The organism is Parabacteroides sp. AF21-43 (assembly GCF_003635435.1).
GTDB classification, from domain to species: domain Bacteria; phylum Bacteroidota; class Bacteroidia; order Bacteroidales; family Tannerellaceae; genus Parabacteroides; species Parabacteroides distasonis.
On record NZ_QTMG01000023.1, the window covers coordinates 1 to 25,095 of the forward strand.

The window sequence follows — 25,095 nt, forward strand, 5'->3', positions numbered from 1 at the left end:
CTCTGCCATTTCCCGATAACCATCGGGGGGAGAGGCGGTTAATGTATATTAAGACTGTCACTCATCTTTTCATCAAGATGGATGAAAATCTCGGTGGATGTGCTTTCTATGTTGACGATATTAAAATACGTAAGAACTGCACTTGGTAGTACTTTCTGAGCTAATGTATAAAGTTGATTCGTTTCCATAGAGCAAAGCTAGAGATTTTAAATAGATGAAAATAATTATCCCCACCAATTATCGACTGATCCTATAAAAACTCTATTTCTCCAATAATTATACATTTGGCTTATAATTAATCGAATTTAATAACATGACTTTTCGGAAGAAAAGCTTGCTTACGGAATTTCTTTTTGAAATTCTCGCCTGTTTTTGTATGTCCTAGGTGATAAAAATGGAAGGTGTGGCAAATATCGATAATATCAATTTGCTACACCTTCCATTTTATATCAATTACGAAAACTATTCTTCTTTTTACCGGCTCATCAAGAAAGATTTGAATCCCTCGAAATCTTTTGCCAGCTCGATGCTTTGCTTGGTTCCTTCCATGAAGGCTTTCAGTTTCGCCGGGATCTCGATATCTGCCTCCAATATCTTATCGACCGTTCCTTTGAATTTGGCGGGATGGGCGGTCTCGAGGAATAGACCCGTCTCGGTCTCGCTTAGGTCGCTGTCTAGTAATCCTTGGTAGCCACAGGCTCCGTGTGGGTCGAGGATATATCCCGTCTCTTTATAGACGGCTCGCATCGTAGAGGCGATTTCCTCGTCCGTATAGCGATGTCCGGAGATCAGTGCGCATATTTCTTTATGGGGATCATTGAATGCGCCGAATAGGTCGATGATACGGGCGAAATTACTCGGATCGCCTACATCCATGGCGTTCGCTAGGGTGGCGACTGATGGGCGGGGTGTATAAGTTCCTGTATTCAGGTATTCCAAGAATACGTCGTTACGGTTGTTTGCCGCTACGAAACGTTTGATAGGGAGCCCCATCCAATAGGCGAACAATCCGGCGGTGATGTTTCCGAAATTACCGCTCGGCACGCAAACGACCAGCTCGTCCGCTTTTCCCTGCTTGTCCAGCTGAGCGTAAGCGTTGAAATAGTAGAACGATTGGGGCAAGAAACGGGCTACGTTGATGGAGTTCGCCGAGGTCAGTTTCATATGACGGTTTAATTCCTCGTCCATAAAGGCGGATTTAACCAGCGCTTGGCAATCGTCGAACGTGCCGTCTATCTCCAATGCCGTGATGTTCTGTCCTAATGTCGTGAACTGGCATTCCTGTATCGGGCTGACCTTTCCCTTGGGATAAAGCACATACACGTGAATGCCCGGAACGCCTAGGAATCCGTTGGCGACGGCGCTTCCCGTATCGCCGGAAGTAGCTACCAATACGTTTACTTGCTTCAATCCCTCTTTCTTTATGAAATAACCGAGCAGACGAGCCATGAAGCGCCCTCCTACATCCTTAAAGGCCAATGTAGGCCCGTGAAATAACTCTAAGCTATAGATATTACCCTTTACGGGTACCACCGGGGTCTCGAAGGAGAGCGTATCTTTTACGATACCGTCCAATACCTCCGGCTCGATGTCTTCCCCGAAGAACATCTGAGCTACTGTGCAGGCGATCTCGTGGAAGGACTGGTTCTTCATGTTGGCTATCACCTCCTCGTCCAAGGAGTCAATATACTCGGGCATATATAATCCCTTATCGCCGGCCAGACCTTTTACGACGGCCTCTTCTAGGCTGGCTACAGGGGCTTGTTTGTTTGTGCTGTAATATTTCATGCTCTAATCGTTTAGAAATTCTTTTATAAATTGATCTTTTTCCAGTATGCCATATTTGCCGTTTGATACGGAGAACTCATCAAATGTGGTAACGGAGTCGGGTTGCTCGCCCGGCTTGTAAATCAGGAATGGAACCGGGGTATTTGTATGCGTACGTATGGAGCAAGGAGTGGGGTGGTCCGGAAGGATAGCGATCGCTACCGGCTCGTCCCATTTTTGCGTTTCCTCGTAGATGATACGTACGGCACGGTTGTCCAGATACTCTATCGTCTTGATCTTTAGGTCTACGTCTCCCTCATGCCCGGCCTCGTCGCTTGCCTCGATATGCAGGTAGACGAAGTCGTTTGTCTTGAGGGCCTCAAGGGCGGCGTGCGCTTTTCCCTCGTAGTTCGTGTCGTATAATCCGGTAGCTCCCTCTACGTGAAGCACCTCGAGGCCGGCGTAAACGCCGATTCCCCGGATGAGATCGACGGCGGAGATCACGGAACCTTTCCCGAAGCCGTACATCTCCCGCATCGTTCGCATGGCCGGACGGTAGCCCGGAGACCAAGGCCAGATACTGTTCGCCGGATCTTTCCCCGCTGCCATACGTTTGAGGTTCACCGGGTGATCCTTTAAGATCTCTTGGGACTTGAGGATTAATTCGTTTAATAAATCGGCGGTCTCTCGTGCTTCCGGAACTTCCGGTTTTATCATTAAAGGCCGGAAAGGATGGAGGGGTACGTCGTGTGGTGGCGTGCAATCCAGACGCTTATCGCCTCCTTTGATTACCAATAGGTGGCGGTAGGAGACACCCGTATAGAACTTGACACGGTCGAAGCCTAATCGCTCGTTCAGGCATTGGATCAACTCGTCCGCTTCCTCCGTGGAGATATGGCCGGAAGAGTGATTCTTCAAGATGTCGCCTTCTACGCAGATTAAGTTACAACGCATCGCCATCTCGCCGGGTTGCAGGGCGACGCCTATACTGGCGGCTTCCAATACACCCCGTCCCTCGTATACGGAGGGCAGGTCATAGCCTAATACCGCCATGTTCGCGACCTCGCTACCGGGATGGAAACCATCCGCTACGGTTTTCATCTGCCCGGTTACTCCCAGTTCCGCCAATTTATCCATATAAGGAGTCTTGGCGTATTGCATCGGGGTCTTGCCTCCCAGAGCCTCTATCGGCTCGTCGGCCATTCCATCGCCTAAAATGATAATGTGCTTCATACCTATCGAATATTAGCAATGGATATGATGTCGGCGAATACGCCTGCGGCTGTCACGTCGGCTCCGGCACCATATCCCTTGATGATCATTGGATATTCATGATATCTCTCGGTGGAGATCATGATAATATTGTTGCTGCCCTCCAGTTCATAGAACGGATGGTGGCTGTCTACGGCTTGTAGGCCTACCTCGCAAGCGCCGTTCTCCATCTTCGCCACGAAACGGAAGCGTTTGCCTTCCGCTTCCAGTTGCTGGCGTTTCTCCTCGAAACCGGCATCTGTATCCTTGATATTCTTCCAGAAGTCCTCAAGGGAACCCTCGAAGTACTTTTCCGGGATGAACAGGTTCCGTTTTACGTCGGCTTGCTCCACCGGATAACCGGCCTCACGGGCCAAGATAACCAGCTTACGGATTACGTCTTTGCCGCTAAGGTCGATACGTGGGTCCGGCTCGGCGTATCCGGCTTCCTTTGCCATATGGATCGCTTCGCTGAAAGGGATATCGGCGCTGATCGTATTAAAGATATAATTCAGCGTACCGGAAAGTACGGCCTCCAGTTTCAATATATGGTCGCCGCTATTGATCAAGTCGTTCATCGTATTGATGATCGGGAGGCCGGCGCCTACGTTCGTCTCGAACAAGAACTTGATGTCGCGGTGGCGGGCGGTCTCCTTTAGCTTGGTATAATTATCGTAAGAGGAGGAAGCCGCTTCTTTATTAGCCGCCACGACGGATACGTTATTGTTCATCAACGTCTCGTAAAGAGCCGCCACGTCCGGGCTTGCCGTACAGTCCACGAATACGGAGTTGAAGATATTCATCTTTACGATCTCCTCGCATAGATGTTCCGGGTTACTCTCTTCCCCGTTCTCCTTCAGCTCCTCCAGATAATTGTCGAGGTTGATCCCTTCCCGGCATAAAAGGGCTTTCTTGGAGTTTGAGATACCTACGACATTCAGCTTCAAACCGTTTTGCCGCATCAGTTTCGGTTGCTGGATGCGTATCTGTTCCAATAAATTGCCGCCTACGGTTCCTACACCGGCGATGAAAAGGTTCAATACCTTATATTCGGATAGGAAAAAAGAGTCATGAATGGAGTTCAACGCCTTGCGAAGGTATTTATGCTTGATAACGAAAGAGATATTCGTCTCGGAAGCGCCTTGGGCGCAAGCGATCACGCTGATGCCCGCACGTCCCAGCGTACCGAACAGCTTCCCGGCGATACCCGGGGTACGTTTCATGTTCTCGCCTACGATAGCGACGGTAGCCAGATCTTTCTCCGCTACGGTATCGTTCATATCACCCTGCGCACGTTCCAAGGCGAACTCGTCGTTCAATACTTGTACGGCCAAATCAGCGTCGGCGTTACGTACGGCGAAAGTCGTATTATTCTCGGAGCTGGCCTGCGATACCATGAATACGCTGATGCCATTCTTGGCGAGCGTCTTAAAGATCCGGTAGTTCACGCCGATCACGCCCACCATACCTAAACCTTGTACCGTGATCAAGCAGGTATCGTTGATGGAGGAGATACCCTTGATGATGGCCTTGCCTTCCTCTTTCACCCGCTCTTTCGAGATATAGGTTCCGGGAGCGGTCGGGTTGAAGGTATTCAAGATACGGATCGGGATATTCTTATGATAAACCGGATAGATCGTCGGCGGATAGATTACTTTCGCCCCGAAGTTACACAACTCCATCGCCTCCGTGAAAGTAAGCCGGTCGATTACGTAGGCGGAGCTGATCACACGGGGATCAGCGGTCATGAAACCATCCACGTCCGTCCATATCTCCAAGGTGTTAGCGTCTAAGGCGGTCGCCAAGATGGAGGCGGTATAATCCGATCCCCCTCGTCCGAGGTTCGTAACCTCTCCGGTTTCCGTGCTGGAAGAGATGAATCCGGGCACCAAGGAAACCTTGGGCAGCGGCGAGAAGGTCTCTTTTATGAGCTTGTTGGTCAAGTCGAAATCCACGATATGCTTGTTGAATTGCTTGACTGTCTTGATATATTTGCGTGAGTCGAACAACTTAGCGTCCTTGATCACGTTCGAGACGATCAAGGAAGATAGGCGCTCGCCATAACTTACGATCGTATCGGATGTCTTGGTGGATAAATCGTTAATCAAATAAACACCTTTGAAAATATTGCTCAATTCATCCAGTAAAGCCATCACTTTCTTCTGGACATCCATGCGTACCTCCTTGTCCTCTATCACTCCCTCGATCACGTCCAGATGGCGGGCGATGATCTCCGATAATTCTTTCTCGTAGGCAAGGTCGCCTTTAGAAGCCATGGTAGAAGTGGCCAGTAATTTATCGGTGATGCCCCCTAAGGCGGAGACAACCACGATTACGGGCTCTTCGATAGCCTCTACTATTTTCTTTACACTTAAGATACTATTCACGGAACCTACGGATGTTCCGCCGAATTTTAATACTTTCATCGATATGTATTTTTAATGGTTCATCGAGGATTGACAATCAAGAAAAGGCTTTTTCATGATTAACAACCGACAATAACTGATTGATTAAACTTATTTATGTAAAAGGAGAAATAAAAAAGGATGCAATACGAGATTGCGACATAGCGTGACGTGGTCTACGCGAATGCTTATTAATAGATTCTAACCCCCCAAGGGGTCATCAATGCCCATGTATAATATGAGGACTCTACACTCATCATTGATTTTGTATGCTACTTATTCTTTTATATTATGGGGGCAATATTACGCATTATTTTTCATATTGCAAGCGTTTTTGCTAAAAGATTGACTATTTTGTTGTTCAAGGTCCGCCCGGCTCTTGCTTTGGGTCACTAAATAGACGCCGGAGAAAACAAGTGCGGCCGATACTAGTTTCGTTACGCTAAAACTATCCTGACCGATGAATACGGCGATAAAGGAAGCTACGATCGGTTGGATATAATTGTACATGCTGACGGTAGTCGGGCGGATTCGCTTTAAGGCCAGCGGTATTAATAAATAGGGTATGAACGTGGCCCCGAATAATACGAAGAAAATGGCTCCCAGCTCTTGGCCGTCGAAGACCTCTTTATGGAAAGCCGGGGTATTCCAGATGGATTCGATAGCGAAAGGCAGGGTAATCAGCGTGGAGAACAGGAACATCCATTTCATCATCGTGACGGATGAGTACTTGAGTGTTAGTGGCTTGGATACTACCAAATAGATCGAGTACATGAATCCGCTAACCGTAATCAAGAGGTTTCCCCCTAGACTGCTCGCTTGATTGGAACCTTGCGTGGATTGTAGTATTAAGGAGATCGCCCCGCATATACCAAGCAGTACCCCGAACGTTTTCATCCGTGTGATAGGTTCCTTTAGGATCAGGGCCGCCAAGATCATGACAAAGATGGGGACGGCGGTCGCTATGATGGAAGCGTCTACCGGCGACGTGGTATTCAATCCCCAGATAAACAGCCCTTGGTTCAAGCCTACTCCGCAAAGGGCGCAAAGGCATAGAAGTCCCAAGTCCTTCAACGGCACTTTCTCATAGGGAACGAATAGGGAGGTGATCCAGAACATCACGCAAGCGAAGCTCATCCGCATACTGGTTAACGCCTCGGGTTGCACATGCTCGGGGAGTAGATATTTGGATACGGGCATATTAATGGCGAACAGGATGTTGGCCGCTAAAATAAGGAGATGCCCTTTTAGCTTTTCTTGATTCATCATGAGTACGATCCTAGATTGGTATAATATAATGTATACAGGCTTATGTTTTGGTGAGCAAAGGTCTTACTTTTTTTTGTAAATAAGAAATGATCCGTTAGTAAAGTGTTTTACATACGGATCATTGTCTGTTTAGTCAAGGATGCATCCCGTTTTTATTACGATGAAACGGCCGCTCCTCCCATGATATCCAGCAATTCGTTGGTGATGGCTTGCTGGCGGGTTTTATTATATTGCAAAGTTAATTGTTGGATTAAATCGTTCGCGTTGTCGTTGGCGGTCTGCATAGCCATCATACGGGCGGCGTGCTCGGCGGTCGAGGTGTCGAGTAGGATCGTATAGATGGTTAGGTTCAGCAATTTCGGGAAAAGCCGGTTACGCAACTCTTCCGCCGAGGGCTCAAGGATGTAGTCGGTGGCCGTTTCCGCCGCTTCCGTATCCGAGAGGGAAAGGGGAAGATACGTCTTGTGGGTTACGACTTGTGTCGCCATGTTCTTGAAATGGTGATACAGTAATTCCACCCGGTCCGCTTTACCCGTGACGAACAGCTCCATGAGACGGTTCGCCAAGGATACGGCGCTTTCATAAGACGGCTTTTCGCCGATCGTGACGAAATCAGTGTCGAAGCTATACCCCGCTTTATGAAGCTCATCCGCTATTTTCTTGCCGATAGGGTAGAGGCCTACCTCTATTTGCTGGTTCTTATAAGTCTGGATCGTGGCGGATAACTCTTTCCATATATTGGCATTGAATGTCCCGCATAAACCCGTGCTCGAGGCGAATACGGCGATAGCCACCTTGCTCACCTTACGCTGTTCGGTGTAAGGTGAGTCTAGGTCGCATTCCGCCGAAAGAAGACCGTTTAAGATAGCGGATAGTTTATTAGCATATGTAAGTGTGTGCTCGGTTTGCGTCTGGGCATGATGAAACTTGGCCGACGATACCATTTTCATGGCGGCGGTGATCTTCTGCGTACTCCGTATAGAGGCGATCCGGACTTTTATTTCTTTCAATGAACCCATAGCTCCTTCGCTGTTTTTTCCAATATGCCTCGTATCTCATCATTGATAACGCCGGTCTTTAAGACATCCAGTACGTCCCGTTGATGAGAAGTCCGTAATTCTTGCAAGAACCTTGCCTCGAACTCATGCACCTTGTCCAATGGAACCTCTTTCAGCAGACCTTGCGTTCCGCAATAAAGGATCGAGATTTGCTCTTCCACCGGCATCGGGCTATATTGAGGCTGTATCAGTAACTGGGTATTCTTCTGCCCCTTATCGATCGTGAAAGCGGTGACGGCATCCATCTCGCCCCCGAACTTGGAGAATGATTCCAATTCACGGAACTGAGCCTGATCGATTTTCAAGGTACCCGCTACCTTTTTCATCGCCTTTAATTGCGCGTTACCGCCTACACGGGAAACAGAGATTCCGACGTTGATAGCCGGGCGGTTCCCTTGGTTGAATAAATCGGTCTCAAGGAATATCTGTCCGTCGGTGATAGAGATCACGTTGGTCGGGATATAAGCCGATACGTCTCCCGCCTGCGTCTCGATGATCGGTAAAGCGGTCAAGGAGCCACCGCCTTTCACCTTGTCTCTCATGCTTTCGGGGAGATCGTTCATCTCACGGGCTACCTCCGGCTGGTTGATGATCTTGGCGGCACGTTCCAATAGGCGGGAGTGCAGGTAAAAGATATCACCCGGGTACGCCTCACGCCCGGAAGGGCGGCGAAGGATCAAGGAAACCTCACGGTAGGCGACCGCTTGCTTGGACAGATCGTCGTAGACCACCAAGGCGTGTCGTCCGCTATCCCGGAAGTACTCTCCGATGGCCGCTCCGGCGAACGGGGCGAAATATTGCATGGCTGCCGGGTCGGAGGCGGTCGCACTTACGACAATCGTATAGTCCATGGCGCCTTTCTCTTGCAAGGTGTTCACCAAGGCCGCTACCGTGGAACCCTTTTGCCCGATCGCCACGTAAATACAGTAAACCGGGTTCCCTGCCTCGTAGTTGCTACGTTGGTTGATGATGGTATCGATAGCGATCGAGGTCTTTCCCGTCTGCCGGTCGCCGATGATCAACTCACGTTGTCCCCTTCCGATAGGGATCATAGCGTCTACGGCCTTGATACCGGTTTGCAAAGGCTCGTTTACCGGCTGACGGAAGATCACGCCCGGAGCCTTGCGCTCAAGCGGCATCTCGCAAGTCTCGCCAAGGATCTCGCCTTTCCCGTCGATCGGGTTTCCCAACGGATCGATCACACGCCCGATCATCCCCTCGCTGACATCGATAGAGGCGATACGGCCCGTGCGTTTTACGGTGTCGCCCTCCTTGATTTGGTCGGTCGGACCTAAAAGGACGGCGCCTACATTATCTTCCTCCAAGTTCATCACGATCGCTTCCATCCCGTTATCGAATTGAAGCAACTCGTTCGCCTCCGCATTATCCAGCCCGTAGATGCGGGCCACGCCGTCACTCACCTGCAATACGGTCCCGACCTCCTCCAGCTTGATGCTGGTATGGATTCCTTCCAATTGCTGGCGCAGGATGGAGGAGACTTCACTCACTTTTATCTGTTCTGTCATACTTCTTCTTTTTTATCTGTTTTCGAGTAGCCCGGTACGGATATCCCGTAGTTGCGTCGCATAGCTGGCGTCTATCCGGTAATTGCCGATGCGTAGGCGGAAGCCCCCGATTAGTTCCGGTTCCACGTGGCCGGAGAACTCGATCGTGCATCCCGTCTCTTTCCGCAGCTTGTCTTGCAGGTGAGACTTGACCGCATCGTCTACCGTTACGGCTGTGTCGAATCGTACCCGGGTAATCTTCTTCTCTTTCCGGTACAAATGGATATAAATGTATGCGATGAAGGGCAGTAGTGTCTCCCGTTTATGGGCTAATACCAGATTGATAAAACGTGTATATAGCTCGCATACCTCGATACCCCCCGCCGCCGTAAGCAATTTCACTTTCTCCGGTACGGAAACGATCGGGTTGCTCAAGGCACCCCTAAGCTCCGGCTCCATCGAGAAGCTGTCCGCCAACATCTTCATATCATCATATACCCGGCTTTCCTGTTCCTTGTCTTTCGCTAGGGAGAAAAGCGCTTTGGCATACCGGGAAGAAATAGTTCCTATATCCATACCTTACGATTTACTAAACGATACCTCATCCAGCAGCCGGTCGATCATCTGTTGTTGTTCCTTATCCCGGCCGATTTTCTCTTTCATTACTTTCTCTGCGATAGCGATAGACAGATCCGCTATCTCCGAGCGGACTTCGCGAATAGCTTTCTCTTTTTCTTCGCGGATACGCCGGGTAGCCTCCTCTATCTGCAGATGTGCCTCGGAGACGGCCTTTTTCCGTGCCTCCTCGATGATCCGCTCCTTTTCGGCAAAGGCTTCCTTCAGGACGGCGTTTTGCTTTTCCTTGGCCTCGGCTAGCATCTTCTCGCCCTCGGCTTGGATATGGGCAAGTCGCTCATTCGCCTGACGTGCCGTCTCTAAGGAATTGTCAATGTAAGCTTTCCGTTGTTCGATTGCCTTGACGATCACGGGAAAACCGTATTTGGAAAGGATCACGAAGACAATCCCGAATGAAACGATCATCCAGAATAGAAGCCCTGAATCCGGTGTTAATAAAGACATAGTTTGTTACTTTTTTATTGGAACAACGCTAAGAAACATACGACAATAGCGAACAATGCCACACCTTCTACCAACGCTCCCATAATCAACATCGAGGTACGGATCTCTCCTGCGGCCGACGGCTGGCGTCCAATAGCTTCAACGGCACCTTTACCGATCAATCCGATTCCGATACCTGCACCTATGGCGGCGAATCCCGCTCCTATAGTGGCTCCCATCTTCGCTACGCCCATCCCGGCTGCCGCTTGTAATAAAATAGTCGATAACATAGTGTTTAATTTTAAATTAGTAACCTTAATAATATAATTCTAATACCTTAATTTCTTTGGATTTATTCCCTTACCTTGGCCAATCCGATATAGTTGGCCGACAGCAGGGTGAAAATATAAGCTTGCAAGCAAGCCACTAACAATTCCAGACAGTTCATGAACGCACAGAACAAGACGGATACGATCGTCATACCGAAATTCACGGCTACTCCCATGGTTGCCGTTATGAATATCAAACAGGTTAGCGCCAAGATAATCGTATGGCCCGCCATGATGTTGGCGAACAGACGGATCATCAACGCGAACGGCTTGGTGAATACCCCGAAGAACTCCACGAACGGCATGATCGGCAAGGGCAGTTTCAAGTAGATCGGCGCTTTGGGCCAAAAGATCTCTTTCCAGTACGCTTTCGTGGCGAACAGGTTGACCGCTATAAACGTACAAAGTGCCAATACGCCTGTTACCGCTATATTTCCCGTAATATTAGCGCCTCCCGGGAAAATAGGTATGATTCCGATCAGGTTGTTGATCAAGATAAAGAAAAATACCGTCAGCAAATAGGACGAGAACGGCTTATATTCTTTTCCGATCGCCTCTTTGATCACCCCGTCTTGTATGTAGGAGATGGCCATTTCCATCAATCCGATAAATCCGCCCGGCGCCTCGTTCGGGTGCTTTTTATACCAATGGGCGGTTCGGAGAACGATGAAAAGCAAGAGACCGCAACTGAGGAACAGTCCGCAAACATTCTTGGTCAATGAGAAATCCATCGGGCGAACCTCTTCTCCGGCACTGTTCTTCTCAACAACCTTTCCCGCATGCTCACCTTCCCCGGCGATATAATAATTGTGATGCGTCCGGCCTTGATGTAGATGGGATGACAGGAATAAATCCCATCCTCTTTCCTCGCTTTTTACCAAGATAGGCAGGGGAATCGCAATCTCTTGTCCGTTCCATTCCGTGATATGCCATGTATAGGCGTCTTGAATGTGGGAGAAGACGATATCCTGCACGTCTATCTCGCCGGACGCCGCTTTTGCCGGAGTGAGAAAGCTGAGCCACATCCAGAAAGCGATCCATATGTATTTGTTATCTTTGATTGTACTCATCATCCTTTTCCCTTTTCTCTCTTTTCATTCTTTTCTTTTCAAACAGATATAAAATGTAAGTCTCCAGTCCGAGGTAAATGAAATAGAATAACATCAACGTGAAACCAAATGTCTTTAATTGTTGCCCGACAAACGCCGCGTACATCCATAAGAAGACGAAAGCGAGCGTGAACTTACACAACCGGACTAGCATGTACATGGTTACGGTCACATCTCCGTTTTTCCTTTTTACCCGGTCTAGGAAGAAAGTCATCGCCATGGCCATGACCCAGTAAAAGAAGGGAATGGACGGATACCACGAGAAATAGTGTTCCGGCCAGATGGTATATAATAAACCACCCAATGAAACGCCTATTGCCACGTTGATAAACGTGATCAAACCCATTAACCTCATTTTTAATCTGCCATTCATTGTCGTATGTTTTTATTCGACGCAAACGGATAGGATGTCGTCTTTTACCTCTACGAATCCGCTTTGTATCGTTTGTTCTTGTCTTTTGCCGTTTGCCTTGAACCGGATCGTACCCGCCTTCAACGCTGCTATCAATGGGGCGTGATGAGGCAAGATATCGAATGAACCGGCAACTCCCGGGAATGAGACAGATTCGGTCTCGCCTTCGAAAAGAATGCCGTCCGGTGATACAATTTCCAGTTTCATATCGATTAATTTGCTTGTTCTTTCAGCTGCTTGGCCTTCTCCAAGACATCCTCGATGGTTCCTACGTTTAAGAATGCCTGTTCGGGTATGTCATCCGTTTCCCCGTCCATGATCATCTTGAATCCCCGGATCGTATCCTCTATAGAGACCATGACACCGGGTACGCCAGTGAATTGTTCCGCCACGGAGAAGGGCTGGGACAGAAAACGTTGTACACGGCGGGCCCGGTTGACCGTTAGCCTGTCCTCGTCGGAAAGTTCTTCCATACCGAGGATGGATATGATATCTTGAAGTTCCTTGTTCCGTTGCAGGATTTGTTTTACCCGTTGCGCTGTGTCGTAATGCTCCTTGCCTACGATCAGCGGATCAAGGATGCGGGATGTAGATTCCAGCGGGTCTACGGCCGGATAGATACCGAGTTCCGTGATCTTGCGGCTGAGGACGGTTGTTGCGTCCAAATGCGTAAAGGTAGTCGCCGGAGCCGGGTCCGTCAAGTCATCGGCAGGAACATACACCGCCTGTACGGAGGTGATGGAGCCCTTCTTGGTTGAAGTGATACGCTCTTGCATAGCTCCCATTTCCGTGGCCAATGTCGGTTGGTAACCTACGGCGGAAGGCATACGCCCCAGCAAGGCGGAAACCTCGGAACCGGCTTGGGTGAAACGGAAGATATTATCGATGAAGAATAATATATCTTTTCTTTCTCCCTCAGAGGCTTTGTCACGGAAGGATTCGGCGATCGTCAAACCGGATAAGGCCACGGACGAGCGGGCGCCCGGCGGTTCGTTCATCTGCCCGAATACCAAGGTAGCTTGCGACTTAGCCAATTCATCGTAATCGATCTTCGACAAGTCCCAGTTACCTGCCTCCATACTCTTCTTAAACTCCTCGCCGTATCGGATGACACCGGATTGGATCATTTCACGCAATAGGTCATTTCCTTCACGTGTACGTTCACCCACACCGGCGAAGACGGAGAATCCGTTGTTTTTCTTTGCGATGTTGTTGATCAATTCCATGATCAATACCGTTTTGCCCACTCCGGCTCCTCCGAAAAGTCCGATCTTACCTCCTTTGGCGTAAGGTTCCAATAAATCGATTACTTTAATACCCGTGTACAGGACCTCTTGGGTCGTTGTCAGATCCTCGAATTTAGGAGGCTCACGATGGATGGGAAGAGCCCCGTCTTTAGTAAGCTGGGCCATGCCGTCGATAGGGTCGCCTGTGACATTCATTAAACGTCCTTTGACTTGGTCGCCGGTCGGCATGGTGATGGGCATTCCGTATGACATGGCCTCCATGCCTCGTCTCAATCCGTCGGTCGTATCCATCGCTACGGTACGGACGGTGTTTTCCCCGATGTGTTGCTGAACTTCGACGATCAAGATCTTTCCGTTCGGGCGGGAAATCTCCATGGCGTCGTGGATACGGGGGAGGGTTACTGTTTCTTCTGTCCCATAATCAAAGTGGATATCCACTACCGGGCCGATAACCTGTGAGATATAGCCTTTTATTTCTCCCATAAAGCCTATTTGTTATTTATCTTAACCTATTAAAATGTCGTTGCAATATTACGTTTTATGGCGTTTCGATCCTTGAAAATAGAACTTTTTGTGTCTTTTTGAGATTAGTTAAACTTTAAACTATTTAGCTATAGTTCCGAAATAGACCAATTTGTTTCTTATTTGGACGAATCAGAAAGCTATAGTCAAATTTCTAAGGCATAGATAGATAAGGAGATACGAATTTGCTGCCTTTTTGATAGTAAAGGTGATAGTTCTGTTTTATTTTGTTAATCCATAATAGGGGTGTTTTTAATGGTATCGGATAGTTATTTGTGGTTCTGTTGAGCAAGTGGTGATATTTATGTAATTTTGTACGTCAACAATACTAAATAAACATGAAACGAATTATTGAGATATGTGCGAACTCCGCTCAAAGCTGTGTGGAGGCGGAGGCGGGAGGCGCTACCCGTGTAGAGCTTTGCGCCGGGATACCCGAAGGGGGAACTACACCTAGTTATGGAGAGATCAAGACGGCGAAGGCTCTGACTTCCAAGATCGATATCAATGTGATTATCCGTCCGAGAGGCGGTGATTTCTTGTATACGGAAGCCGAGGTGCAATCCATGCTATTGGATATAGAACTGTGCAAGGAGCTAAAGGTGCATGGCGTCGTTTTCGGCTGTCTTACGAAAGACGGGGATATCGATGTACCCTTGATGCGGCGCTTGATCGAGGCGGCAAAACCTCTGTCCGTAACTTGTCATCGTGCTTTCGATGTTTGCCGGGACCCATTCACTGCGTTGGAGCAGCTAATCGAGTTGGGATGCGACCGTATCTTGACCTCCGGCCAGCAATCGGATGCCGTGAAAGGAATCCCCTTGATCGCCGAGCTGGTGAAACGTGCGGACGGACGGATCATCATCATGCCGGGATGTGGCGTACGTGAGAATAATATCGGGAAAATAGAGGCGGAGACAGGAGCGAAAGAGTTTCATACGTCCGCCCGAAGTATCGTATATAGTAAAATGGAATACCGCAATGAGAATGTCCCGATGGGAAGCAGTATCGTGTCCTCCGAATTCGAGACGGTGCAAACGGATCGGGAGAAGGTAAAAGCATATATTTAAGTGCCGGTATAGGCGTGAGCCTGTGTCGGTATTGGTGTAGCCCTACGCCTATACCGGCATCGCCTCATGCCTATACCGGCGTGGGGCGATACCAATACTCGTATGCGGGTGAAATGTTTTTTCTTCCCAAAAAGATTGTTTATCTTTGCGCCTCCATTAGATAAAAGATGCTAAATGTAACAGTGAATAATCGTTTTGGGCTTCACCAGCGTATCATGCTTATGATCATGTTGGTGCTGTTACAGTTTTATTCCATTGGAAGCGATTTCTTTCCGGAGAATATTACCACTACCTCGATGGAAATAGTCGATAAAGAGGCACCCGATGTGTTGTTGGATTTTGACGATAACGCCTCCTTGCGAACGGTACGTCAGGAGCAAGTGCAAATTCGAGCCTTGGAGATCGATTTGATATGGGACTTGTTTACGATTCTGGATTTACATGAATTAATTCATTCCTTGGAACTACGGCAATGCGCCAAGCTTCCTTTATTTTATAACCTACACAAAGCACAGAATTTCGTTTGGTTCTGTTCCTATCTGATTTAGCAGAACTTACCTGTTTCTTATTGTCGCGCATGGGGTGATTCGCCTATGTGCTTTTCGTCGTATTCAAATAATTATAAATCTATAAGTTTTATGAGGATAAAATTGTTTTCTAACTATTTACCCTTACTATGCTTAACGGCTTGTGTATGGGTATCTTGTAGCCAAAACCGGGAGAAAAAGTCCGGGAAGAAAGATCATACGCCGGTGATGCGGTTAACCACGACCACGATCGAGGTGCCGCAGTCGTATGTAGCGGATGTACAAGCCGTACAGTTTGTAGAGGTGAAACCTAAAGTGGAAGGATTCGTGGAGGCCGTCCTCGTGGACGAGGGCGAGCACGTGAAGAAAGGGCAGGTGCTTTTCAAGCTTTCCTCGGCGGAATTGTACGAGGAGGTGAAAGAGGCGCAAGCCCATCACAAACAGGCCCAAGCCGAGTTGAAGATGGCGGAGGTAGAGGTAGACCGCATCAAGCGTTTGGTGGAGAAAGATATCATCTCGCCGATCCGTCTGGAGCAGGCGATGGCCGAGGCGGACGTGGCACGCTTGCAGGTGCAACAGGCCAAATCCCGTTTGCAACGTGCGGAGACTAATTTCTCGTACACGACGATCACGGCTCCTTTCGAGGGATACGTGGACCGCATCCCCTTTAAGGTGGGAAGTTTGGTTACGCCGAGCAGCTTATTGACCTCCTTGACGGACGTATCGGATATGTTCGCTTATTTCAAGATCAACGAGAAGGAGTATCTGGAATATAAACGGACGCAGTTGAGCGGTATCGACCAGCCGGAGTATAATAATCTGGAACTGATCCTTTCCGACCAATCCACCTATCGGTATAAAGGGAAGGTAGAGACCGTGGAGGGCGACTTTGAGCGGGGTACCGGATCGATCGCTTTCCGTGCCCGTTTCGCGAACCCGGAACGTTTGCTGCGACATGGCGTATCCGGTAAGATCCGGATGCTGACCAAGATGGAGAACGTGGTCTTGGTTCCCCAGCAATCCACTTTCGAGATTCAGGATTTCACCTATGTATATACAGTAGCGGAAGATGGAAAGGTGAGCGTACGCAGCTTCGAGCCGTTGGCTCGCCACGGTTCTTATTACGTGACACAGGATTTGCCGGACCAGACCGTTATCGTCTACGAGGGTGTTCAGATGATCACGGACGGCATGACTATCAATCCCGATATGGTAGATGGAGCCACGATCCGTCGTCAATTGGAATCGTCTAACGAAATCGAGAATAATAAGTAAGCCCTATGTTTGAAATATTTATCAGACGCCCTATCTTATCGGGCGTGATCTCGGTGGTAATTGTCTTCTTGGGATTGCTGGCGATCAACTCCTTGCCGATCACCCAATTTCCGGATATCGTGCCCCCATCCGTTACCGTTACCGCCCGTTATACCGGAGCGAACGCCGACGTGATGGCGAAAACGGTGGCGACCCCGCTGGAGCGTGCCATCAACGGCGTGCCCGGAATGACCTATATGACCTCTGTTTGTACGAACGACGGTATGTCCTTGACTACGATCTATTTCAAGGTCGGTACCGACCCGGACGTAGCTTCCGTGAATGTGCAGAACCGTGTGACCACCGTGCTGGATGAGCTTCCGGAAGAGGTGATCCGTGCCGGCGTGATCACGGAGAAGGAGGTGAACAGTATGTTGATGTACCTGAACATCATGAGCTCGGATAGTACCCATACGGAGAAATTCGTATATAATTTCGCCGATATCAATATCTTGCGTGAGTTGAAGCGCATCGACGGCGTGGGATTCGTGGAGATCATGGGTAGCCGCGACTATGCGATGCGTGTATGGCTGAACCCGAACCGATTGGCGGCTTATAATATGTCGCCGCAAGAGGTTACGGAGGCGATCCGCTCGCAGAATATCGAGGCGGCGCCGGGTAAGACGGGTATCAGTTCCGACAAGATCCCGCAGCAATTGCAATACGTCTTGCAGTATAGCGGTAAGTTCAGCACGCCGGAGGAGTATGGCGAGATCGTCTTGAAAGCCCTGCCGGACGGTTCCGTGCTTCGCCTGAAAGACGTGGCTACGATCGAGTTTGATTCCGAGGATTATAATATGATCTCCATGACGGACGGAAAGCCCTCGGCCTCTATCATGATCAAGCAGCGTCCGGGCTCGAACGCCCGTGAGGTGATCCAGCAGATCAAGGCGAAGATGGAGGAATTGAAGGAAACGACGTTTGCCCCGGGTATGGAATATAATATCTCGTACGACGTATCCCGTTTCTTGGACGCTTCCATATCGGTCGTGCTCAAGACCTTGCTGGAGGCGTTTATCTTGGTATTTATCGTGGTGTATCTTTTCTTGCAGGATTTCCGGTCTACGTTGATACCCGCTATCGCCGTTCCGGTATCGTTGATCGGTACGTTCTTCTTTATGCAGATGCTGGGTTTCTCGATCAATATGCTGACTTTGTTCGCCTTGGTGCTCGCTATCGGTATCGTGGTGGATAACGCGATCGTGGTGGTGGAGGCGGTCCACGTGAAGATGCACAACGAGAAGCTGCCCCCGTTGAAGGCGACGAAAAAGGCGATCGGTGAGATCGGAGGGGCGATTATCGCTATTACGCTGGTGATGTCCGCCGTGTTTATCCCGGTCGGTTTCATGGATGGTACGGTGGGTATCTTCTATCGCCAGTTCTCGTTGACGCTTGCCGTGGCGATCGTGATCTCCGGCGTGAACGCCTTGACGTTGTCTCCGGCTCTTTGCGCCTTGTTACTGAAGCCGGTATCTCATTCGAAAAAGGCGAAGAAGGGCCTTCTGACTCGTTTCTTCGAGGGCTTTAACCGCCGTTATGATTTCTTGGAGCGTCGTTATCGCTTAAATTTAAGATGGTTCTTGAACCGTCGGATGCTGACGTACGCAACCTTGATCCTTTTCTGTCTGGCCACGTGGGGCATGACGTTCGTGTTGCCTTCTGGCTTTATCCCGAACGAGGACCAAGGTATGATCTATGTGAACGTAGATGCGCCTCCCGGAGCTACCTTGGAGCGTTCGGAAGCTGCCTTGAACAAGGTGCAAGCGGCTTTGTTGCCGTTGGAAGAGGTGGAGACGATCTCTACCTTGGCCGGCTATAGCTTGATGACCGAGACGGAGGGTGCCAGCTTCGGTATGGGTATGATTAACCTGACCCCTTGGGATCAACGGGAGCAGACAGCGGCGGAGTTGATGAGCGTATACGCCGATCGTGTCGCCCATATCAAGGATGCGGACATCCAGTTCTTCCTACCGCCTACGGTTCCGGGATTCGGTAACGCGAGCGGCTTCGAGCTTCGTCTGCAAGATAAGACCGCCGGTACGTTCGCCGAGCTGGATGAGGTCGCCAAGAACTTCGTGGCGAAGCTGAACGCTGATCCTCGCCTGACCGGTGTCACTTCCGGCTTCAACCCGAATTTCCCGCAATATCTGCTCCGGGTGGATTTGGCGAAGGCGGCTAAGCTAGGCATCAACGTGAACGAGTCCATGGAAACCTTGCAATCCTATGTAGGTAGCTTCTACTCCTCCAACTTCGTCCGTTTCGGCCAGATGTACAAGGTCATGTTGCAAGCGGCGCCGGAGTATCGTATGAATCCGGAGGATTTGTTCAGCCTGTATGCTAAGAATAAGGAGGGGAATATGGTGCCTTACTCTAACTTCATGACGATGGAGCGTGTGTATGGCCCGAGCCAGATTACCCGTTACAACCTGTTTACCTCGGCCATGATTACCGGCGAGGCCGCCCCGGGTGTCAGCTCGGGTGAGGCTTTGGCGGCTGTTGAGGAGATCGCTTCCGAGGTATTGCCCCGTGGTTATGATACCGAATGGTCCGGTGTGGCGAAGGAGGAGAAAGAGTCCGGTGGGCAAACGTTGGTAATTTTCGCTATTTGTTTGGCATTCGTCTATCTGTTGCTTGCCGCCCAATACGAGAGCTTATTGCTTCCGCTTCCAGTCATCCTGTCGCTTCCGGCGGGTGTGTTCGGCTCGTTCTTCTTGCTGTACGTGGTAGGTCTGGAGAATAACATCTACGCGCAGGTGGCGTTGGTGATGTTGATTGGTTTGCTGGGAAAGAACGCGATCTTGATTATCGAGGTGGTGAACCAGTGCCGTAAGGAAGGTATCAGCGTGATGGGGGCCGCTATTCAAGGGGCTACCAGTCGTTTGCGCCCGATCTTGATGACCTCCTTCGCTTTTATCAGTGGCTTGATCCCGTTGACGATCGCCTCGGGAGCCGGTGCCTTGGGGAACCGTTCGATCGGTACGGCGGCGGCCGGAGGTATGTTGATCGGTACGTTTGTCGGTATCTTCTTGATCCCGGGGCTTTACGTGATCTTCGAGTCGCTGGCTACTTATTTTAAAAAGAGAAAAGAGAAAGAGCAAATTAAAGAAGACGAGTATGTGTATTAATAAGATGAGATATATAATGATAGGCTGCGCCTTGGCTCTGATTGCTTTGGCCGGTTGTAAGACTCCCGAGCTATCGATGGACGAGCGGATCTCGCTTCCGGAATCCGGTGAGATGGGAATGAACGACACTACATTCGTGAAACCGCTGTCGTGGGATGTCTTTTTCCAAGATACCTTATTGCGAGGCTATGTGGATGTGGCTTTACGCAATAACCATTCCTTCCGGCAGAGCATGGAGCGCATCGCCATGAGCCGTGCGGCCTTGCAACGGGCGAAAGGGCTTTTGCTGCCGGACGTGAATTTGAACATCGGAGCCTCCGTGAACCGTTTCGGTGAATATACGATGGATGGTGTGGGGAATAGCGAGACAAACGTGCCTTCCTTGCCAAAGGATAAGCATATACCGGACCCTTACCGGGATTTCGGCTTGAGCTTGAGCTTTCAATGGGAAGCGGATATCTGGGGCAAACTGACCCGGAAGAAGCAGGCCGCCGCCGCTCGCTGGATGGCTTCCGTGGAGGCTACCCGTTTTGCCCAGTCGATGTTGATCTCCGATTTGGCGATTCAATATTATGAGTTGATCGGCTTGGACCGGCGTAAGGAGGTGTTGCGGAATGCGCTGGCCAGTGCCCGTCGTTCCCATGAGCTGACCCGCCAGTTGAAGAAGGAAGGGGCGGAGACGCAGTTGGCGGTCGATCAGTTTTATGCCCGTGTGTTGTCGATCGAGAGTAAGTTGCTGGAAAACGATCAGTTGATCGGTGAGAAGGAGCGGGCGATCGCCTGCCTGTTGGGTGTTTTCCCCTTCGAGATTCGCCGGATGGGATTCGATGAGTTGCGTAAGTTGCCGGTTCCCTTGTCGGAAGGGATTCCGGCGAACCTCTTGACATTGCGTCCGGATGTACGTTCCGCCGAGATGGGGTTGATCGCCTCCAAGGCGGATGTGATAGCGGCGAAGGCGGCTTTTTATCCCTCGTTGGTGCTTGGCGCCAGTGGTGGTTTCAATGCGTTTGATGTGGGTAAGTGGTTTCATTCGCCGGCCTCTTTGGTGTACGACTTGGCGGCGGGTATCACGGCTCCTATCTTCCGTCGCAATGAGATCCGTTCGATGTGGAACGAGGCGAAGGCTTCCCAGCGTATCGCTTTATCCCAATACCACGAGACCGCTTTGAACGCTTACACCGAGGTGCTCGATCTCTATTGCGCCAGCCAGACCCAAACGGAGCGTATCCGCTTGAAAGAGAAAGAATCCCTTGCCCACCAACGTTCCGTGGTGAATGCTGGTGAGATGTTCCAATTAAGCTATACCGGTTTCTTGGAGGTTCTTTCCGCCGAGGAGCGTTATCTGGATAGCGAGCTGGAGCATATCGATATCGTCACCGATTTATGCCGGAAGAAGATATTGCTATACCGGGCGTTGGGAGGCGGTTGTTGATTTTTATCGTGACGCTATTGTTATTGTACTGCAACCCGCATTGCAGTGTTACTGCACGTGGGTTGCAGTAGCGCTGCACGTGCGTCGCGGTAATACTGCAAAACGGGGTGCAGTGAGTACTTGATATCGTATGCCTTCGGCTTCGTTGCGATAAATCTAAGGAAGATGTGTTCTTTTCTGAAAAGAAGTGCTTATCTTTGAGGCTTATTGTTATCTTATAGTCTAGGCCATTATGAAATATCTGACTCTACTCGTGTTTTTAGGAATCTCGTTGTTGTGCGAAGCCCAGCAAGATTCGATCGTCCCTTTTGAGAAAGCTTATAAGCGTACCTATAATATTCGGAAAGTATCGGGAGTGAAACCTACGATCGACGGTAAGCTGGATGAGGACTTTTGGACGAAGCAAGGCGAATGGTCGGATCGTTTCGTACAGATTATCCCCTATGAGCGGGCGATCACCCAATCTCCGACCCGGGTGAAACTTTTCTATGATGATAAATATATCTATATAGGCGTGTATTGTAAGGACGCCGTGCCGGATAAGATGAATCGTTTTATCGGGAACCGGGATGATAATAGTCTGGGCGATTTGATCAGTGTCGCTTTCGATACCTACCATGATTATCGGGCGGCGCCGGAATTCAATATCAATCTGGGGGGGAATAAGACCGATTTAATCGTTACCGACAAGTTGGATGTCAATAAGAGCTGGAACGCCGTTTGGGAGGGCCGGACGCATATTGATCGGGCGGATTCCAGTTGGACTGCCGAGCTGCGTATCCCGTTCAGCCAGTTGCGTTATAACCAGCGATCGGAGGATGGCGTTTGGGGCTTGCATGTACGCCGTATCATCCGTAGGAATAACGAGGTGCAAAATTGGAGCATGATCCCCTTGAAGAATAACGGACATGTCTTTTCGTTCGGAAACATGAGCGGCATGGACTCTGTTCCCAAGCCTCGCGGCATCGAGTTCTTGCCGTATGTAATGGGTAAATACAGGCAGGAACCCCGGATAGACGGCAGCCCTTATCAAAAAGGGCATAGCTGGGGAGGAAACGTGGGCTTGGACGCTAAGTTCGCCCTCTCGGATTATACGTTGGATATGACGATCAATCCGGATTACGGACAAGTGGAGTTGGATCCCTCCGTAATGAACCTTACGGCTTACGAGACGTTTTACGATGAGAAACGCCCCTTCTTCTTGGAAGGAAAACATATCTTGGATTTTGCGAACGGTAGCGATATGATGTTTTATACCCGTAGGATCGGCGCCTCTCCCTCTTATACGCCACGGGGTATAGACAACGTAGGTAGTTATGCCGAGACGAAAGAGAATGTGCCGATTATTGGTGCTTTGAAACTGACGGGTACGAATAAACGGGGCTTGACGATCGGAGTGATCGAGAGTGTAACGGCACGTTCCTCCTCCAAGGTTACCCGTAATGGGGTGGAGGATGTGGAAGTCGTGGAGCCTTTGACAAACTATACCGTGGCCCGTGTGCAAAAGAACTGGAAGGGGAATACCTTGCTGGGCGGTATGGTGACTTCGGTAAACCGTGCCTTGGATCAGCCTTATCTGGAAGATTTTATGGTGCGTAACGCTTTCACGGCGGGTATTGATTTTACCCAGTATTTCAAGAATCGCCTTTATTATATAGATGTAAAGGGAATGTTGAGTTCCTTGCATGGTAGCGCCGGGGCGATCACGGCTTTGCAGAATAGCGTGGCGCATTATTATCAAAGGGCTTCCTCCGCCGATTATCTGGGGGTGGATCCTACCCGTCGCTCCCTGACCGGAACGGGTGGTTATGTGAAAGTGGGACGGAAAGGAAACGCCAAATGGAACTTCTCGGAGACCTTTACTTGGTCGTCACCCGGTTTCGACTTGAATGATATGGGATATATGAAGGAGACGGATTATCTGATGAATGAGACGGAGATCATGTATCGGCAGACCGATATCTGGAAGATATTCCGGTACAACGCCTTTACCCTGTCCCAAAAGAATATGTGGAATTACGGCGGTACTCCTTTTAGCAACAACGCTTCCTTGCGTTGGCAAAGTATGACGATGAACCGGTATGAATGGGATGTCAAGGAAACCTTCGCTTGGAATTGGCTGGATAGCCGCTTATTGCGAGGGGGACCGGATGTTCGCTTCGGTTCTTATTTCTTAACTTCCGCTAAGTTCAATACCGATAAGGCGAAACGAATGATGTTCATGCTCAAATACGAGGGCGATCATAATTTCGAGGGAAATCGCTTCAATACGATCTCGCCGAGCCTGACCTTCCGCTTGGGAAACCATGTCTATTTGTCCGGGCAACTGGATTACGCATGGAATACGGATGAGATGCAATATGTGGCTACGACGCATCCGCTTGGCGCACGTGGCTCTGCCCCTGCTTATGTTATGGGCCACATGGATCAGAAGACCTATGGTCTCACGCTGAAATTACAAGTGAACGTGACCCCCGATATTTCCATTCAATTCTATGGCGCCCCGTTCACCTCTATCGCTAAATACGATGATTTTAAATTAGCGGCGGATACGAAGTCGCATACCTTTGAGAACCGTTTCCTGCGTATCGATCCGGATCATTTGACGTATGCGGATAGTGTCTACACGCTCGGTGAGGGAGAGGGGCGGATGGCTTTCAACAACCCGGATTTCCGGTTCAACGAGTTCCGTTCCAACTTGGTAGCCCGCTGGGAATACTTGCCCGGCTCCACGCTTTATTTCGTATGGGAACACCGGATGTCCAACCGGGATAACTGGTACTCGCCCGGCTGGGGAAGTAATCTGGATCGTATGTGGGGACTCCCCGCTACGAATACGTTCATGATTAAGATGAATTATTGGTTCAACTTGTAAAATGGAAAATAGGATATGAAATATTGTATATTAGTCATCGTATTATTGCTTTGCTCCTGTTCCGATGTCGATCATTCAGGGGTATCGCTTCTTTCCGCATTGGGGGAATGAGAAGTATTTACTGAAAGAGATCAATGCGGGAATGTTGTGTGAGTATTTTCCTGTACTTTTAGAGTCCAAGGAATTACAAGACCTGTCTCCGGACGATAATCCTATTATTATATGAATTGAAAAAATGAGAGGATGAGTAGGCTTAATTTCACTTCAAAGTCTGAATTTAAATACAACTAATTTGTGTGTAATTTAGCTTGAGATGATAGAGGAATATGTGTGTGTATTCACTTTTGTGTTTGTTCGCCTTTTCTTTGGTGAACCTTGCTATATTCTTTCTGAAAGTGTGAAGCCGGTTTTTTCTCGTTATTTAATTGCCAGATTTGTTCGTGGGTGTAATTACTATCCGCGGATTGGGATCGGATTGTTGATCCTGATCGTGTTGTTTGTTTTTTTGTGGTTTTTATTTATATTTGCAGCCGAAAAAAATGCTTCTCAATACAAACAAGATTTTGAGGCGAGTTAACCTTGATGTTTAATAAATTAAATCTAAAATTTTAGGTATGGTGAGAGATGGATAGAATAGCGTGTGGGTAATCTCATTTAGATGAGATGTTTTCGAAACAATCTATAGTATAATTCAAGTGCAAAAGAGACTTAAATCTAGTTTTATGAATAATAAATATTACTTAGCAACGGTGCTTTTAGTGTTAGGAGCGTTCTCTCCGTTGTATGGTGTGCAAAATACCCCCCCCCCCCCCCCCCCCC

General features: G+C 49.3%; 20 protein-coding genes. 7 read left to right on the forward strand and 13 right to left on the reverse strand.

Annotated features, from left to right (window positions below):
- Positions 1-474 precede the first annotated feature (474 nt).
- From thrC to atpD, 13 genes are all read right to left on the reverse strand, one after another.
- Positions 475-1,788: a threonine synthase gene (gene thrC / locus DWX84_RS15125; protein ID WP_005865913.1), complete on the reverse strand. Its 1,314-nt coding sequence runs from the start codon at positions 1,786-1,788 to the stop codon at positions 475-477.
- 3 nt (positions 1,789-1,791) lie between these two features.
- Entirely contained in the window at positions 1,792-3,000 is a 1,209-nt protein-coding gene (locus DWX84_RS15130; RefSeq protein ID WP_048928030.1) for a cofactor-independent phosphoglycerate mutase, read from the reverse strand.
- A 2-nt stretch (positions 3,001-3,002) separates the two neighbouring features.
- Positions 3,003-5,444 carry a bifunctional aspartate kinase/homoserine dehydrogenase I gene (gene thrA, locus DWX84_RS15135; RefSeq protein ID WP_048928031.1) on the reverse strand — a complete coding sequence of 814 codons (2,442 nt, stop codon included), beginning with the start codon at positions 5,442-5,444 and terminating at the stop codon, positions 3,003-3,005.
- Positions 5,445-5,726: 282 nt separating this feature from the next.
- The gene (locus DWX84_RS15140; protein WP_022192903.1) at positions 5,727-6,692 is read right to left on the reverse strand and encodes a DMT family transporter; all 966 of its coding nucleotides are present in this window, start codon (positions 6,690-6,692) and stop codon (positions 5,727-5,729) included.
- A 155-nt stretch (positions 6,693-6,847) separates the two neighbouring features.
- Complete coding sequence (locus DWX84_RS15145) at positions 6,848-7,711, reverse strand: F0F1 ATP synthase subunit gamma (protein ID WP_005865919.1); 864 nt, start codon at positions 7,709-7,711, stop codon at positions 6,848-6,850.
- Positions 7,699-9,276: a F0F1 ATP synthase subunit alpha gene (gene atpA / locus DWX84_RS15150; protein ID WP_005861786.1), complete on the reverse strand. Its 1,578-nt coding sequence runs from the start codon at positions 9,274-9,276 to the stop codon at positions 7,699-7,701. Before atpA ends, DWX84_RS15145 begins: the two co-directional genes overlap by 13 nt.
- 12 nt (positions 9,277-9,288) lie before the next feature.
- Positions 9,289-9,831: a F0F1 ATP synthase subunit delta gene (locus DWX84_RS15155; protein ID WP_009276567.1), complete on the reverse strand. Its 543-nt coding sequence runs from the start codon at positions 9,829-9,831 to the stop codon at positions 9,289-9,291.
- Positions 9,832-9,834: 3 nt separating this feature from the next.
- Complete coding sequence (gene atpF, locus DWX84_RS15160) at positions 9,835-10,335, reverse strand: F0F1 ATP synthase subunit B (protein ID WP_005861790.1); 501 nt, start codon at positions 10,333-10,335, stop codon at positions 9,835-9,837.
- Positions 10,336-10,349: 14 nt separating this feature from the next.
- Complete coding sequence (gene atpE / locus DWX84_RS15165) at positions 10,350-10,604, reverse strand: ATP synthase F0 subunit C (RefSeq protein ID WP_005861792.1); 255 nt, start codon at positions 10,602-10,604, stop codon at positions 10,350-10,352.
- Positions 10,605-10,666: 62 nt separating this feature from the next.
- A complete protein-coding gene (gene atpB / locus DWX84_RS15170) occupies positions 10,667-11,716 on the reverse strand; it encodes a F0F1 ATP synthase subunit A (RefSeq protein WP_008774074.1) in 1,050 nt (349 codons plus the stop codon).
- The gene (locus tag DWX84_RS15175) at positions 11,694-12,125 is read right to left on the reverse strand and encodes a hypothetical protein (protein ID WP_008774073.1); all 432 of its coding nucleotides are present in this window, start codon (positions 12,123-12,125) and stop codon (positions 11,694-11,696) included. Before DWX84_RS15175 ends, atpB begins: the two co-directional genes overlap by 23 nt.
- A gap of 12 nt (positions 12,126-12,137) precedes the next feature.
- Positions 12,138-12,371 carry an ATP synthase F1 subunit epsilon gene (atpC, locus tag DWX84_RS15180; protein ID WP_048928033.1) on the reverse strand — a complete coding sequence of 78 codons (234 nt, stop codon included), beginning with the start codon at positions 12,369-12,371 and terminating at the stop codon, positions 12,138-12,140.
- Between the two features lie 5 nt (positions 12,372-12,376).
- The gene (gene atpD / locus DWX84_RS15185; RefSeq protein WP_008774072.1) at positions 12,377-13,894 is read right to left on the reverse strand and encodes a F0F1 ATP synthase subunit beta; all 1,518 of its coding nucleotides are present in this window, start codon (positions 13,892-13,894) and stop codon (positions 12,377-12,379) included.
- Positions 13,895-14,271: 377 nt separating this feature from the next.
- Between atpD and DWX84_RS15190 the strand changes: the two genes are divergently transcribed.
- The 7 genes from DWX84_RS15190 to DWX84_RS21495 all read left to right on the forward strand — a co-directional run bounded on the left by DWX84_RS15190 (position 14,272) and on the right by DWX84_RS21495 (position 24,502).
- The gene (locus DWX84_RS15190) at positions 14,272-15,003 is read left to right on the forward strand and encodes a copper homeostasis protein CutC (protein WP_005861801.1); all 732 of its coding nucleotides are present in this window, start codon (positions 14,272-14,274) and stop codon (positions 15,001-15,003) included.
- 167 nt (positions 15,004-15,170) lie between these two features.
- Positions 15,171-15,551, forward strand: a complete 381-nt coding sequence (locus tag DWX84_RS15195; RefSeq protein ID WP_008774070.1) for a hypothetical protein — start codon at positions 15,171-15,173, stop codon at positions 15,549-15,551.
- Positions 15,552-15,641: 90 nt separating this feature from the next.
- On the forward strand, positions 15,642-16,805 hold the full coding sequence (locus DWX84_RS15200) for an efflux RND transporter periplasmic adaptor subunit (RefSeq protein WP_005865934.1): 1,164 nt from the start codon (positions 15,642-15,644) through the stop codon (positions 16,803-16,805).
- A 5-nt stretch (positions 16,806-16,810) separates the two neighbouring features.
- Positions 16,811-19,969, forward strand: coding sequence for an efflux RND transporter permease subunit (locus DWX84_RS15205; protein ID WP_121961001.1), 3,159 nt, complete (start codon positions 16,811-16,813; stop codon positions 19,967-19,969).
- Positions 19,959-21,401 (forward strand): efflux transporter outer membrane subunit, encoded by a 1,443-nt coding sequence (locus DWX84_RS15210; RefSeq protein ID WP_008774067.1) that lies wholly within the window; start codon positions 19,959-19,961, stop codon positions 21,399-21,401. Before DWX84_RS15205 ends, DWX84_RS15210 begins: the two co-directional genes overlap by 11 nt.
- 232 nt (positions 21,402-21,633) lie before the next feature.
- Positions 21,634-24,276: a DUF5916 domain-containing protein gene (locus DWX84_RS15215; RefSeq protein WP_121961000.1), complete on the forward strand. Its 2,643-nt coding sequence runs from the start codon at positions 21,634-21,636 to the stop codon at positions 24,274-24,276.
- Positions 24,277-24,340: 64 nt separating this feature from the next.
- Positions 24,341-24,502 (forward strand): hypothetical protein, encoded by a 162-nt coding sequence (locus tag DWX84_RS21495; protein WP_008778049.1) that lies wholly within the window; start codon positions 24,341-24,343, stop codon positions 24,500-24,502.
- The last annotated feature ends 593 nt before the right edge of the window (positions 24,503-25,095 follow it).